Genomic DNA, 14,484 nt, shown 5'->3' on the forward strand with positions numbered 1-14,484 from the left:
CTGAAAGGCGAAATCTTCTACACGCTCAAGGAGGCTCAGATTGAGATTGAAACTTGGAGGCGCCACTACAATACCGTGCGCCCACATTCGTCGTTGGGCTACAGACCACCCGCACCCGAGACAGGGCTATGGCCGGCTGCGCAACCCCGGCCAACTCCGCCGGCCACCCCAGCCGTAGCGCCACGACCGATCATGCACTAACATTGACACCGGACCACCTCGTGGGGGCTGGCCAGTCTCCATTGGGACTTCGGAGTTCGGTGAGGACTATGATGCGCTTGTCGCACGATACTCGGGCGAGAGTGCGCCGATAGCGTCGGTTGAGCATGATGATCCGTGCTGGTTCTTTTTCACGTCCGGCACGACCGGGCGCCCCAAAGCCGCCGTTCTCACCCATGGCCAGATGGCCTTCGTGGTGACGAACCATCTCTGCGATCTGATGCCAGGGACCACGCATCAGGACTCATCTCTTGTGGTGGCACCGTTGTCGCACGGTGCGGGTGTTCATCAACTCACTCAGGTGGCGCGCGGAGCCAAAACCGTGCTCCTCTCAAGCGAGCGGTTCGATGTCGATGAAGCCTGGAAGCTCATCGAGCAGTGGGAGATTACGAATCTTTTTACCGTTCCCACCATCGTCAAGATGCTGACCGAGCATTCCTCCGTGGACAAGTACGATCACTCATCTCTCCGCTATGTGATCTATGCCGGGGCACCCATGTACCGGGAGGACCAGAAGCATGCCCTCAAGAAGCTGGGAAAGGTGCTTGTCCAGTATTTCGGCCTCGGCGAGGTCACTGGAAACATCACCGTGCTTCCGCCGGCGCTCCACGAGCCCGACGACGGTCCGGATGTAAAGGTCGGAACCTGCGGTTACGAGCGGACCGGTATGCAGGTTTCGATCCAGGACGAGCAGGGACATGAGTTGGCACCCGGCGAGACAGGAGAGATCTGCGTCTGCGGTCCGGCCGTATTCGCGGGGTACTACAATAACCCGGAGGCCAATGCGAAAGCCTTCCGGAATGGGTGGTTCCGGACAGGCGATTTGGGGCATGTGGACAGAGAAGGCTATCTCTACATTACCGGTCGCGCCTCGGACATGTACATTTCGGGCGGATCGAACGTGTATCCGCGTGAGATTGAAGAGAAGATCCTGACACACACTGACATCGCGGAGGTTGCCATCTTGGGCGTGCCGGATAGGACCTGGGGTGAGGTCGGCGTAGCCGTCTGCGTCCTGAAACCGGCAGCGGATGTCGGCGAGAACGAGCTCCTGGCTTGGATGGAGGGCAAAGTCGCTCGCTACAAGCTTCCAAAGCGTGTGTTCTTTTGGGAAGCCCTGCCGAGATCAGCCTACGGCAAGATCACCAAGAAAGATATTCGGGCGGAGTTGGAGGCTCGCGGTTGCCTGCCATTATCGGGCACGACCTGAGATCAAGGCATCTGGTCCGCCACAGAAAAGCGTATGTCGATCCTGAGGAGAGAGGGAAGCATGGCTCAGCAGCAGACGGTGCTCGTGACTGGAGGGGCCTCTGGCATCGGGCTTTCAGTCGTTGAAGCTATTCTGGCCGAAGGTTGGCGGGCCATCGTGGCGGATCTCGAACGTAAGAATCTCGACCGCTGCAGGGATACTCTCTCACCGTCCAATAACCGCGTCCGGTTCGAGCGGATGGATGTCGCGGACGAAGATGAGGTTGTCCGCACCATTGCGGCGTGCGAGGCCGAGTTCGGACCAATCACGGGCGTTGTGAATTCGGCTGGAATCGGTCGAGACGTGCCTGCTCTTGATACCAGCGTCGATCTGTTCCGGAAGATGCTGGAGGTCAATCTGATCGGGAGTTTCGTCGTGTCACGTGAAGCCGCAAAGCTAATGCAGACACGGGGAGAGGGCTCCATTGTCAATGTTGCGTCCGTGTCCGGCGTCATGGGTAACAAGGGGCGCGTAGCTTATGGTGCTTCGAAGGGCGGTGTCATCACCATGACGAAGGTCATGGCTGTCGAATTGGCTTCTCTTGGGATCCGCGTGAATGCTATCGCACCCGGCCCGATTGAAACGCCGCTCGTTCAGAAGGTTCATACTCCCGAAGTGCGCGCGGCCTGGATGACGACCGTGCCTCAACGCCGCTACGGATCGCCGGATGAGATTGCAGGGGCGGCGGTTTTCCTGCTCGATCAGCGCAAGTCCAGCTACGTCACCGGCCAGACCATCTGCGTCGATGGCGGCTTCTCCATCGCCGGTATTCTTGATCCAGGACCAAGCCCTTAGACTACCCTCGGTAATGGGCATGGATGAGGTCAAGATGGGCGAGCGTCTAAAGGACAAGACTGCCATCATATTCGGGGCAGGATCGTCTGGGCCGGGATGGGGAAATGGAAAGGCGGCCGCCGTTGCCTATGCCCGGGAGGGCGCTAGCGTTGTCTGCATCGATCTCATCCAGGCCGCCGCGGAGGAATCAGCTGCTATCATCGGCAGCGAGGGCGGCACCGCTCTTGCCATATCGGCCGACGTTACGGATTTGAACTCGATCAATAATGCGGTCGAAAAGGCGATTGCGGAGTTCGGTAGGCTTGACATCCTTCACAACAATGTCGGAGTGACCCATATGGGCGGTCCCGTCGAGTTGAGCGAAGAGCAGTTCGCCGCTGCGCTTGATCTCAACATCGGGCCGATCTACCGGACCTGCAAATCGGTCATTCCGCACATGTTGCGCCAGGATGGAGGTGCGATCGTCAACATATCCTCGCTCGCAGCGATCCGATGGACTGGCTATCCCTATTTCGCTTATTCCGCGACAAAAGCGGCAGTAAACCAGGCAACCGTTGCCATCGCCATGCAATATGCCCGTCAAGGCATCCGGGCCAATTGCATCATGCCTGGTCTCATCGATACTCCGCTGATCTATAAGCAGATTTCCGGGCAATATGCCTCCGTAGAGGAGATGGTGGCCGCCCGTAACGCAGCTGTTCCTCTCGGGAAAATGGGAACGGCCTGGGATATTGCGAATGCTGCTGTCTTCCTGGCATCCGACGAGGCGAAGTTCATTACAGGCGTCTGTCTGCCTGTGGACGGCGGTCAGAGTTGCGCCGTATCGGAGTTTCGTTGACGATTACGCATGTTGCCCGGGAGTAAGGTATGACATTGAGAGCAATTCGCCACCCGGGCCCCATATCTCCCGAGCGCACAGCCGCCATTGCCGGGTCGTCCATCCCGCTGAAATTCACCCTTGAGCCGGGTCAGCCTGTCGATGTAGCGATTTCTAAGGGATTCGCGGATTTCGGGTGCGTCAGCGGGTTCGTGGAATTCAACGGTGGGCGGTGCGAGCCATTCCAGTTCGTCATGCCGGCTGCATCTCCGGACGCTCTTCATGCTGCCTGGTACAGCGAACCGTTTGCGCCTCCCGGTCCAGTCGACATTGAGCGCGCCTGTGCCATCGTCGGCTGGCGTGACAGCAAGTCGTTCATTCACTGTCACGGGATCTGGAATTCCAGCGACGGCCGCCAAATGGGCCACATGCTGGGACCAGCTACAATTGTAGCGGAGCCGATCATCGTAACCGGAATCGGATCACGAACCGCTGCCTTCAAGGCGCTACCGGATGCTGAGACGAACTTCACATTGTTCGAACCGGTGCCGGTCTTCGAAGACTCGGCAACGGCATCACATCCTCATGTGCTGCTGGCAAAAGTCAGGCCGAATACGGATGTCTGTCTCGCCATCGAAGCCATCTGTCTGCAACACGGCATCAAAGCGGCAAGTCTCTATGGAATCGGCAGCCTGAACGAGGTCCGCTTCAATAATGGAGCCCGTGTCGATTCCCATGCCACCGAGGTGCTGATCCGCACGGGCACGGTGACGACCATCGACGGATCACCAAGGGCAAGCCTCGATATCGACGTCGTGGACATGCAGGGTAGGATCTTCGCAGGTGAGGTCGTGCGAGGCGACAATCCAGTCTGCGTCACCTTCGAGCTAGTCATCGAACCGAAGTCAGACTGATCCCATCTGGCTTTGTATACTGCCGGTTAGCCTAGCCGGTAGGTTCCGTAGTGGATGGTTCCCGACCAGTTTGCTCCGCATAGGCTCTCGCCAGGACCGCGCAAACAAGCAACTGAATCTGATGGAATAGCATCAGAGGCAGGATGATCGCGCCGATCATGCTGGCGGGAAAGAGAATGCTGGCGATCGGAACGCCGCTGCCGAGACTTTTCTTGGAGCCGCAGAATACAATGGCGACCTCATCCCGCTGCGAGAAGCCGAAGAGGCGGCTTGTCATGGTTGTGATCACCAGAACCGCAGCAAGGAGCGCGCAGCTGAGGACAACGACCAGGATCATGTCCTTCGGTTCCAGCTGGTGCCATAGATTGTTAATGGCGGCTTCCCCGAAGGCGTAATACACGACCAACAGGATTGCGCCGCGGTCGACGATACCGGTGAGTGTTCGCTGTTTCTCCACCCATCGACCGATCCAGGGACGCACGAGATGGCCGATCAAGAACGGCACGAGAATCTGCAGGACGATCTCGCCGATGGCCTCGAAAGACACCCCTCCCTGCGTCTGCATGAAGAGCCCCATGAGGAGAGGGGTGAGGAAAACCCCTAGGACATTCGATGCCGACGCGCTGCATACGGCAGCCGCGACATTGCCGCCGGCGAGCGATGTGAACGTGATCGAAGATTGAATCGTGGATGGGAGAAGGCAGAGGTAAAGAATGCCCAAGGCGATGCCGGGCGCGAGATACGATTGCAGATATATCTTTGTGAGCAACCCCAGAATTGGAAACAGGATGAAAGTCGCGGCAAACACCATCAGGTGAAGGCGCCAGTGGATAGCCCCCTGGATGATGGCCTGCCGCGAAAGGCGGGCTCCCTGAAGGAAGAACAGGAGCGCGATCGAGCCGACGATGACCATCTTGAGAATAGGGGCGGCAGCTCCCGTCGCCGGCAGAACCGTTGCGATGATGGCCGTCGCCACAAGGGCAATGGTGAAGCGGTCGGGTCGAAGGAGGGAGAGGAAAGCCATCGAACATACACTCCTGGGCCGCTCTTAGGCCCGATGTCCGAAGAAGCGCGTATCTTGTTCCCGGCGGAGCCTCAACAGCGCCGATGTTTCATCTAGCTCAAGGTCGCTCATCCGGATGTCCTGCCCCTTGGAGATCGGTGCCGTCAGCCGGCAGTCGGCAGCGAGGTAGAACGGGGCAGGGGCCGTCGCAGCCAGCGGCCCAGCGGGTCGGAATTCGGCAGTGACCCCGGAGATCGTATGGTGATGCCCTCCCATGGAGAGGGCCGTTCCGGCTGGCAAGTCTTCGGTGGCGACAGCGACCAGATCGTAACGCGGGCGATAGTCGGAGCCATAGCCAGAGATCTGATGAATCGCGGCGTCGAGGATGCTCGTGGCTGCCTCGAGCCCAAGTAGGTGGCGCGGTAGGAATACCATGGCGGTTGAACCCGTCCGGCTGACGATATGCCCCTTCTGGGCCAGCATGTCCCAGCTCTTCGCATCGTCGCAGCGAATGACCACGAAGATGCCGCCCGCGAAGCTGATCTCGTCGGGCTTGCGCAAGCAGTGGAACACGTCGAGACGCCGGTCGCCGGAAAGAATGCCGCCGTTCTCGCGTTGCGAGAAAATCGTAGGAACTTCATTGATGCGCGCAAGAGGCGCATGGAGATCGAAACGATCCGGCTGCAGACCTGTGGCATTCGCAACGACCGTGAGCTCGCACAAATCCGGCACGGCTCGCTGCGGGAAATCGGCGATGGCGTTGCTTCTGGCAGCCAGGATTTCGCTGACATCGCGTCCGCCGAGAGCCCAATGGGGCCCCAGATCCACGTTGTCCGCAGACCGCTCATTGCTGATGAGGCGGCTGGTCGCAGGATCGAACACGAAATCGTACTCGCTTGACTTGCCAGCGGCAACGATATGGAAGCCCATGACCTCGGCCCAGGTGGCGAGGCCGATCAACAGGCTCGGCTGGTCACCATCGACTGTCGTGACGATGCGGCCACGCTCAGCCGCAAGCACTTTGAGACCGGGCCCCACGACGCTGTCGAGTTCCTTCGTGACAAGCGCAAGGTGCTTTTCGGCCTCCACAGCGATGACGGCATGGCGGGCTGCCGCTATCGGCCGTCCGGTCGCTTCGACGATGACATCGAAAGGAAGATCCGACACGAACGCGAGATCCTTGGTCGCGATGTAGTCTCCGCGCTCCCATGCGACCTTCGCATCGCGCGCCGACTCGCAGATTTGGATCTTTCTCGGATCGATGCCAGCGGCCTTCAATCCTGATACCGCGCTCTCGGCAGTGAGATCGACGGCTATGCGCGCATTCATCAGAGGAACCCGCTGCGCCTGGGCAAGGAAGCTCTGACCGAAACCGCCGGTGCCGACAACACAGGTTTCGACGGGGCGATCCGCTTTTGCGTAGTAATCATGAAAATTCATCGCGCATATCTCCCCTTCCGATGGGCGGTCACCATCGGCTTATTGTGTCGCTGAGTGCATAGGTTTTCTGAATGGAATCTCTACCGAAGCATGTTCCAGGCCTTCAGGAAGAAGTCGGGAGTTCCGAAGTTGCCTGATTTGAGCGCGAGTGCGAGATCAATCCCCGCAACCGAGCGCGTCCAAGGCACGCCGGGGTCGATCTCGGGCCCAATGGCCAGCGCATCGACATCGAGAGCGTTCACGACTGCGCCGGAGGTCTCGCCTCCGGCCACGATGAGACGGGTGAAACCAAGAGACGGGAGCGCCTTGGCAATTTCGGCAAGGGTGTTCTCGACGATCTCCCCGGCATTCATGCGTCCGAGCTTGCTTTGGACCTCCTGGACCTCTTCAGGCGTTGCTGTGGAGTAGATCAGGGCTGGTCCGTTTGCAGGCTGCAACGTCAGCCAATCGAGAGCCACCTGCGCATTCAGTGTCCCCGAAGCAAGACCCAACGCATCGAGCCGGAAGGCAGGGATGCCTGCATCAAGGGCCGCCTTGACTTGGCCCCTCGTCGCACTTGAGCACGATCCGGCGAGGATAATGCTGCGGCCGGCAGGAGCATCGAAACCTGTCGCGGAGACGGGAGCAGTCGAGCGCTCGCTGTCGCGGTAAGCTGCAGGAAGGCCCATGGCGACGCCCGAGCCACCGGTCATGAGAGGAAAATGGGCAGCCGCGAGGCCGATCGCCCGGAGATGGATGTCGCTCAGGGCATCGACGATGACGATCTGATGACCCGCTGCCTTCTCGCGCTTGAAGGCGGAGCGGATGGCATCTTGCCCTGCTTCCACATCTTCATAGGAGACGAGGCCTACCGAAAGATTTGTCTGCCGCTGCAGAACTCGCACGAGATTGGAATCGCGCATGGGTGTCAGCGGATGATCCTTCATGCTGCTTTCGTGCAGCGGCACTCCGTTCACGAAGAGGTGGCCCTTGTAGACCGTGCGGCCGTTGACCGGAAAGGCCGGGCAGGCAAGAGTGAAATCGCTTCCGGTGAAGGCGAGAAGAGCCTCTGCAACCGGTCCGATATTGCCTTCGTCCGTGGAATCGAAGGTCGAGCAATATTTGAAGAACAGGTGCTGAGCGCCGGCATTCTTAAGAGCCTTGGCCGCGGCCAGCGATTGCTCGATGGCTTCCTGCGCAGGGCTGGTCCTGGACTTCAGGGCGACGACAACAGCGTCCGCGCCGGACAAATCGAGGTCTGCACGCGGTACGCCGATCGTCTGGATAGTCCTAAGCCCTTCGCGGGCCAGCATGAGGGCAAGGTCGGTCGCTCCGGTCAAATCGTCGGCGATACATCCGAGCTTCATGCCACAGCTCCACGGGCGTTTGAGGATTGATCTTGGGTCCAGGCTGAAAGCCAGCCGAGACCATCTTGCGTCCGACCGCGAGGCTTGTATTCGGCTCCAATCCAGCCGCCATATCCGATACTGTCGAGGGACCGGCAGATATGGAGATAATCGATCTCGCCTTCATCCGGCTCGGCACGACTCGGGACAGCGGCGATCTGAACATGGCCGATCAACTCGACGTGATTCTTGAGCCGCCGTGTCAGATCGCCCTGCATGATCTGCGTGTGATAGCAATCTAACATGATTTTCACGTTTCGGCGGCCGACCTGACCGATGATCGATGCGGCTTGCTCGATGGTGTGCAGAAAATATCCGGGTTTGTCCCGGTGGTTGATCGGCTCGATCAGAATCGTCATGCCGGCCTGGTCAACCTTGTCGGCGGCAAGCTTCAGGTTCTCCACGAATGTACGCTCGGCGACTGCAGCGGAATCCGGAGAAATGAGTCCGGACATGCAGTGCACCGCAGTCGCGCCAATGGCATGCCCGTAGGAAACGGCCTGATCGACGGACTGCTGAAATTCGTTCTCGCGGCCCGATAAGGCTCCGAGTCCGAAATCGCCTGCTGCGGCATTGCCGACCGGTGTGTTCAGTCCAAGCATGGTGACCTGGCTGCGGCTCAAGGCGCTGCGCATCTCGGCGGCAGGCACTTGATAGGGCCAGTGCATCTCGACGGCTTTGAAGCCCGCTGCGGCTGCGGCTGCGACCCGTTCGATTTCAGAGTACTCAGTGAATAGAAAGCCTAGATTGGCTGAGAAACGAGGCATCGATTCATCCGCACTTGTGTGAATGGTGATGAGGAGTGGAACAACATTCCTGAGCGCTATCGGAGGTTTCTTCGGCGATCGGCTCGTCCAGCTTGAAATGCGTTACCAGATCCCGAACTTGCGCACGGGTCAGCAGGCGTGGGCTGAGGCCGTGGAGGAGGAGGCGCAGCTTCGCGGTTTCTTCCAGTTCTTCCGTGGCATAGACAGCAGCTTCTAGATCCCTGCCGGCCACCACAGGGCCATGGTTGGCGAGAAGGACGGCGCTGTATTTTCCTGCGAGCCCACGGATCGCATCCGCAACTGCCGGATCTCCCGGCCGATAGTAAGGAACGAGAGCCGTTCGGCCGACACGCATGACATAATAGGCCGTCATGGGCGGCAGAGCATTGGCCGGGTCGACATCAGGCAGCATCGAGACAGCGACGGAATGGGTAGAGTGCAGATGGACGATCGCGCCTGCGTCCTTTCGGGTTGCGTAGAGAGCCGAGTGGAGCGGTAATTCCTTCGTAGGTGCATCGCCCGAGAGAAGACGACCGTCGGCATCGAGCTTGCTCAAGCGGGCCGGGTCGAGAAAGCCGAGGGAGCTATTAGTCGGTGTCGTCAGCCAGCCCCCATCGCTCAATCGAACCGAAATGTTGCCGGATGATCCTGCCGTCAGACCACGCTCGAAGAGAGAGCGTCCGAAAAGGCAGATCATCTTACGAAGCTGGCTCTCATCGCTCATGTCTAAGCCTTTGAAATCTCAGGTATTCAAAAGGAAGCCGAGTGGCAGAAAATGTCAGATCGCGTTTTTGACGCGATCCCAAGTTTTTTCCATATGAACTGTCAGGATCTTCGACAGGCGTTCGGCATCGCGCGCTTCTAGAGCACTGATCATCTCTTCATGATCGGCGACGGCCCCGGCCCATTTTTCCGGCCCTTCGTTGCCGATGTAGCGGATCCGTTTCAGACGGGCCTGCAGAACGCTGTGAACCGAGACCAGAGCCTCGTTCTTGGAGATGCGGAGAATGGCCGAATGAATGCTCTGGTTCAGCTTGAAATAGGGCAAGCGGTCGCGCTTCTCGTACATGTCCATCATGCGATCATGCAGTTGCCGGACCTCACGGATTTCGGCGTCCGTGGCATGCTCACAGGCCAGTCGTCCTGCGAGGCCCTCGAGATTGCCGAGGACGATCAGGCTGTCATGAACATCCTTCGCGGAGAACTGCCGCACCACGGCGCCTCGGCCGGGCGATAGCTCCAGCAATCCCTCGCTGACCAGAAATTTGAGAGCTTCCCGCAACGGTGTCCGGGAGACCCCGAGCATTTTGCCCAGGTTGCCCTCGTGAAGTCGCGTTCCTGGGACGAGTTCACCCTCGATGATCATGTCGCGCACACGCGCCACGATGGCATCGTGAAGGGTCGGGCGGACGATTGGGCCGCGCGAATCGAACTCGTCGATCAGCTGGGCTGCAGCCTCAGATGCCATGGCTCGTTCCATCTTTGCCGTCTTTCCATAGTCCTGACGGGACTGGCCTCTCTATACAACCTTTCTCCGACTCCTCGCAAACAAAATTCTGTATGCAGCATACTTGTGTACGAAATTAAGCGCTGTTACTGTCCTTGCGTTATCCCGAGAAGAGGTTGCCGTGAGCGCTCAAACGTTATCGACCCCGTCAGCAAAGCCGACTGTCGCGTTCGCGATGGGCGACCCGGCAGGCATCAGCCCGGAGCTTGCTGCCAAGCTCGTTGCATCCGATGAGTTCCGCTCCGGAGCAGACCTCGTGATTTTCGGCGATCTGCGGATTCTGGAACAGGGCGCCAAGGTTGCGGGTGTTGATGTTGATGTGGAGGTTGTCGCGTCCGAGCAGGCGATCCCTGAGCACTCGACCCGTCCCGTCTTCGTCGATCTCAAGAATCTGAAACCGGATCAGGTCGTGCCTGCCACCGCCACGCTCGAAGGCGGCCTGTTCGCGACCGGAAACTTCCGGCGTGCTTTGCTGCTGGCCCAGTCGGGCCGCGCGGATGCGGTGTTCTTCACACCGTTCAATAAGAAGGCGATGCGCCTCGCCTATGACGGATATGACGATGAGATTCGCTTTGTGCGCGATGTTCTCAAGACGTCGGTCGCCGCGAGTGAGTTCAACGTTCTGGGCAGGACCTGGAATGCCCGTGTCACCTCGCACATCCCGCTGTCGCAAGTAGCCTCTGCCATTTCCGAGAAGTCGATCCTCAAGTCGCTGACACTGGCCGATCAGTGCATGCGCGCTGCGGGCTTCAATCCGCCGCGCATCGCGGTGGCGGGTCTCAATCCGCACGCGGGCGATGGCGGCAATTTCGGCACCGAGGAAATCGAGGTCATCGAACCGGCCGTTCGTCAAGCGCAGGCGCAGGGCTTCACCGTCGAAGGTCCGTTCCCGTCGGATACCGTATTCCTGCGCGCCAAGAATGGCGACTTCGATGCCGTTCTGACGATGTACCACGATCAGGGCCAGATCGCGATGAAGCTCATGGGCTTCGATCGTGGTGTGACGCTGATCGGCGGCTTCGAATTCCCGATCTGCACGCCCGCTCACGGCACGGCCTACGAGATTGCAGGCCGTGGTATCGCCAATCTCGGTGCCAGCCGCGAGGCACTCTCGCTTGCCATTCGTATGGGCGCCGAGATGCGGGCCCGCCGATCTCAGGCTGAAATGCCCAGATTATCGGCCGTCAATTCCTAAATAGTCAGTTCCGAGAACCGACGCCATCGGTTGGAAACATCACAGGGAGGAAGAACGATGCTTAAAAAGACTTCATTTTTAGTCGCCACAGCCGTCGCGGCGACATTCGGCGGCATGGCACAGGCGGATTGGAAGCCGACAAAACCGGTCGAGTTCGTGGTCACATCGAGCCCCGGCGGTGGCACGGACAACTTCGCTCGCGTCGTGCAGTCGATCATCTCTAAGCATAAGCTGATGGAACAGCCCATCGTCGTCACCAACAAGGGTGGCGGCAGCGGTGCGGAAGGCTTCATCTATACAAAGGTTGCGAATGGCGATAGCCACAAGCTCACCTTCGGCACGAACAACGCCTACCTCCTGCCATATGTGGCAAAACTCGCCTACAAACCCGATGAGCTGACCCCTGTCGCAGCCATGGCCCTCGACGAGTTCCTGCTCTGGGTAAAAGCGGACGCCCCCTACAAGGATGCCAAGAGCTATATCGAAGCGGTCAAGGCAAAGCCTGACAGCTTCAAGATGGGCGGAAGCCAGTCTAAGGACACGGATCAGACCCTTACCAGCCTGATCCAGGATGCGACGGGCGCCAAGTTCATCTACGTTCCGTTCCAAGGCGGTGGTGCGGCTGGTGTCCAGCTTGCCGGTGGTCACATCGACTCGAACACCAACAATCCGAACGAGAACGCAGGTCAGTGGAAGGCCGGCGCGATCACTCCGCTCTGCGTCTTCAGCCCGGCACGCCTGCAGGGTGGGGTCAAGGTGACGGCCACGATGGGTTGGTCCGACATTCCGACGTGTAAGGAAGCTGGCATCCCGATCGACCAGTTCCAGATGCCGCGCACGGTATGGTTGCCGGGTGGCGTTCCTGCCGAGGCGGTGGCGTTCTACGCCGATGTCCTCAAGAAGGTGAGCGCTACGCCCGAGTGGAAAGAATACATCGAGCGCACGTCCCAGACCGACCGCTTCCTGGCGGGTCAGGATTTGAAGACCTTCATCGCCTCGGATGACACCAAGAACCGCAAGGTCTTCGAACAGGAAGGCTGGGTCGTTCGCTAATCACGACAATCTTGTGGCTGGCGGAGGAAAACTCCGCCAGCCCTTATTCTATACGGCATTCATCGGACCGGGACGGACGCCATGATTTCTCGTTATACGGCTGAGGTCGGAACTGCGACTTTGACGGCGGGTTTAGGACTCACTGCGGTGGTCGGCGCTCTGGAGTTCGGGATCGGCTGGGGAGATGCAGGACCGGAGCCCGGCGCATTTCCTTTCTATATAGGTTTGTTGGTTGTTGCCGCCAGCATCGGCACCTTGGTCCAGGCCACTATCGGCCGACACGGATTGCGGTCGGTTTTCCTGCATAAGGAAGAGGCCAAGCGTGTCGCATCGTTCTTCTTGCCAATGCTCGCCTTCGTGGTGGTGGCGCGCTTCCTTAGTCTCTATGTGGCAACGACGCTCTATATCGCTTTCGTCATGTGGACGCAGGGCAAGTACCGGCTCGTCATATCCGTCGCCTCTGGCCTCGTTGCTGCCGTGATCTTCTATTTCGTGCTCGAAGTCGCCTTCCAGGTCCCGCTCCTGAAGGGGCCGCTCGAAGCCGCGCTGGGCCTCTACTAAGCTCCAATCCTGACGGAGACAGGTCGTGGAAAATTTCGCATCACTCCTTCATGGTTTTGGCGTCGCGCTGACAACCTACCACGTCATGCTGATGATGATCGGCGTCCTGCTGGGCATCCTCGTCGGGGTTCTGCCAGGACTCGGTGCGCCCAATGGCGTTTCGCTGCTGCTGCCACTGACCTTCACCATGGATCCCGTTGCCGCGATCATTCTGCTTACCAGCATGTATTGGGGAGCGCTTTTTGGGGGCTCGACCACCTCGATCCTTTTCAACATTCCAGGCGAACCGTCATCCGTCGCGACAACTTTTGACGGGTATCCCATGGCCCGGCAAGGACAGGCGACGCAAGCACTGACACTCGCCTTCCTGTCTGCCGGGTTCGGCGCTCTGGTCGGCGTGATTCTGATCACCGTGCTGTCGACCTGGGTCGCCAAGTTCGCCCTTCGCTTCAGCTCGCCGGAATACTTCGCCGTCTATTTCCTGGCCTTCGCCAGCTTCATTGGACTTGGCGCCGCGTCGCCGTTCAAGACGGTCGTGTCCATGGGCCTCGGCTTCGCCTTCGCGGCAGTCGGCATGGACACGGTCTCGGGTGGTTTGCGTCTGACCTATGGTTTCAATGAGCTTCTGTCCGGCATCAGCTTCCTCATCGCGGTCATCGGCCTCTTCGGCCTCGGCGAACTCATGATCACCATGGAGGAGGGGCTGCGCTTCGACGGCATCCGAGCTCGGGTCAAGGTGCGCGATGTGTTCAAGACCATCGCAACCCTGCCGCGCTATTGGGTGACGCTGCTGCGCAGCAGCGCCATCGGATGCTGGATGGGCATCACGCCGGGCGGGCCGACAGCGGCTTCCTTCATGAGCTATGGTCTCGCCAAGCGCCTTTCCCGTCGCAAGGAAGGCTTCGGACAGGGTGAGCCGGAGGGCGTCGTTGCTCCGGAGACAGCGGACCACGCCGCTGGCAGCAGCGCCATCCTGCCCATGCTCGCGCTCGGCGTTCCCGGTTCTGCGACCGCAGCCGTCATGATGGGCGGCCTGATGATCTGGGGCCTGAATCCTGGACCGATGCTGTTCATCGAACGACCGGACTTCGTCTGGGGCCTGATCGCCAGCATGTATCTCGGCAATATCGTCGCTGTGCTTCTGGTGCTTGCAACCATTCCGCTCTTCGCGTCGATCCTGCGTATTCCCTTCGCCATCATCGGTCCGGTCATCGTGGTCGTGTGCTTCATCGGCGCCTATACCGTTGCGGGCCGTCCGTTCGATCTCTGGCTGGCGCTGGCTTTCGGCGTAGTAGGTTACCTGTTCAAGAAGCTGGATTACCCGATCGCGCCGCTCGTGCTGGCGATGGTGCTTGGTGACAAGGCGGAGGACGCCTTCCGGCAATCCATGATCATGTCGCGGGGATCGCTCTCGATCTTCTGGTCGAACGGACTCGTCGCGACGCTCATGCTGATCGGTCTTGCGCTCGCTCTTGGTCCGCTCTTGAGCACCCTGCTGGGCCGCATGGTGAAGCCTAAGGCCTCATCCGCTGTCGCCTGAATCTGAGATTCAAAAAGGCCCATTCCGAATATGGGGCGG

General features: G+C 59.5%; 14 protein-coding genes and 1 pseudogene. 9 read left to right on the plus strand and 6 right to left on the minus strand.

Features of this window, described 5'->3' with window-relative positions; genetic code table 11:
• From ACS5Q1_RS20460 to ACS5Q1_RS20480, 5 genes and pseudogenes are all read left to right on the plus strand, one after another.
• On the plus strand, positions 1-201 hold a 201-nt coding region (locus tag ACS5Q1_RS20460; protein ID WP_473099903.1), incomplete at its 5' end, for an integrase core domain-containing protein.
• A gap of 34 nt (positions 202-235) precedes the next feature.
• Positions 236-1,429 (plus strand): annotated as a pseudogene (locus ACS5Q1_RS20465) (acyl-CoA synthetase); the annotation flags it as partial.
• A gap of 60 nt (positions 1,430-1,489) precedes the next feature.
• Complete coding sequence (locus tag ACS5Q1_RS20470; protein ID WP_473099904.1) at positions 1,490-2,263, plus strand: SDR family NAD(P)-dependent oxidoreductase; 774 nt, start codon at positions 1,490-1,492, stop codon at positions 2,261-2,263.
• Between the two features lie 34 nt (positions 2,264-2,297).
• On the plus strand, positions 2,298-3,101 hold the full coding sequence (locus ACS5Q1_RS20475) for an SDR family NAD(P)-dependent oxidoreductase (RefSeq protein WP_473099905.1): 804 nt from the start codon (positions 2,298-2,300) through the stop codon (positions 3,099-3,101).
• Between the two features lie 29 nt (positions 3,102-3,130).
• Positions 3,131-3,994 carry a PPC domain-containing DNA-binding protein gene (locus ACS5Q1_RS20480; RefSeq protein ID WP_473099906.1) on the plus strand — a complete coding sequence of 288 codons (864 nt, stop codon included), beginning with the start codon at positions 3,131-3,133 and terminating at the stop codon, positions 3,992-3,994.
• A gap of 31 nt (positions 3,995-4,025) precedes the next feature.
• On the opposite strand, the gene ACS5Q1_RS20485 is transcribed toward ACS5Q1_RS20480, so the two are convergent.
• From ACS5Q1_RS20485 to ACS5Q1_RS20510, 6 genes are all read right to left on the minus strand, one after another.
• Complete coding sequence (locus tag ACS5Q1_RS20485; protein WP_473099907.1) at positions 4,026-5,018, minus strand: bile acid:sodium symporter family protein; 993 nt, start codon at positions 5,016-5,018, stop codon at positions 4,026-4,028.
• A gap of 24 nt (positions 5,019-5,042) precedes the next feature.
• Entirely contained in the window at positions 5,043-6,437 is a 1,395-nt protein-coding gene (locus tag ACS5Q1_RS20490) for an NAD(P)H-dependent oxidoreductase (RefSeq protein WP_473099908.1), read from the minus strand.
• A gap of 80 nt (positions 6,438-6,517) precedes the next feature.
• Positions 6,518-7,783: a 3-oxo-tetronate kinase gene (gene otnK / locus ACS5Q1_RS20495; protein WP_473099909.1), complete on the minus strand. Its 1,266-nt coding sequence runs from the start codon at positions 7,781-7,783 to the stop codon at positions 6,518-6,520.
• Positions 7,780-8,589: a hydroxypyruvate isomerase family protein gene (locus tag ACS5Q1_RS20500; protein WP_473099910.1), complete on the minus strand. Its 810-nt coding sequence runs from the start codon at positions 8,587-8,589 to the stop codon at positions 7,780-7,782. Before ACS5Q1_RS20500 ends, otnK begins: the two co-directional genes overlap by 4 nt.
• 4 nt (positions 8,590-8,593) lie before the next feature.
• Complete coding sequence (gene otnC / locus ACS5Q1_RS20505) at positions 8,594-9,313, minus strand: 3-oxo-tetronate 4-phosphate decarboxylase (RefSeq protein WP_473099911.1); 720 nt, start codon at positions 9,311-9,313, stop codon at positions 8,594-8,596.
• A 54-nt stretch (positions 9,314-9,367) separates the two neighbouring features.
• Complete coding sequence (locus ACS5Q1_RS20510; RefSeq protein ID WP_473099912.1) at positions 9,368-10,057, minus strand: GntR family transcriptional regulator; 690 nt, start codon at positions 10,055-10,057, stop codon at positions 9,368-9,370.
• A gap of 214 nt (positions 10,058-10,271) precedes the next feature.
• Here ACS5Q1_RS20510 and ACS5Q1_RS20515 point away from each other — a divergent pair, with 214 nt between their 5' ends.
• From ACS5Q1_RS20515 to ACS5Q1_RS20530, 4 genes are all read left to right on the plus strand, one after another.
• On the plus strand, positions 10,272-11,291 hold the full coding sequence (locus ACS5Q1_RS20515; RefSeq protein ID WP_473099956.1) for a 4-hydroxythreonine-4-phosphate dehydrogenase PdxA: 1,020 nt from the start codon (positions 10,272-10,274) through the stop codon (positions 11,289-11,291).
• Positions 11,292-11,348: 57 nt separating this feature from the next.
• Positions 11,349-12,344 (plus strand): Bug family tripartite tricarboxylate transporter substrate binding protein, encoded by a 996-nt coding sequence (locus ACS5Q1_RS20520; RefSeq protein ID WP_473099913.1) that lies wholly within the window; start codon positions 11,349-11,351, stop codon positions 12,342-12,344.
• Between the two features lie 81 nt (positions 12,345-12,425).
• The gene (locus ACS5Q1_RS20525) at positions 12,426-12,905 is read left to right on the plus strand and encodes a tripartite tricarboxylate transporter TctB family protein (RefSeq protein ID WP_473099914.1); all 480 of its coding nucleotides are present in this window, start codon (positions 12,426-12,428) and stop codon (positions 12,903-12,905) included.
• 25 nt (positions 12,906-12,930) lie between these two features.
• Positions 12,931-14,445: a tripartite tricarboxylate transporter permease gene (locus tag ACS5Q1_RS20530; protein ID WP_473099915.1), complete on the plus strand. Its 1,515-nt coding sequence runs from the start codon at positions 12,931-12,933 to the stop codon at positions 14,443-14,445.
• Positions 14,446-14,484: the final 39 nt, after the last annotated feature.

The organism is Microvirga sp. GN3, assembly GCF_055792825.1.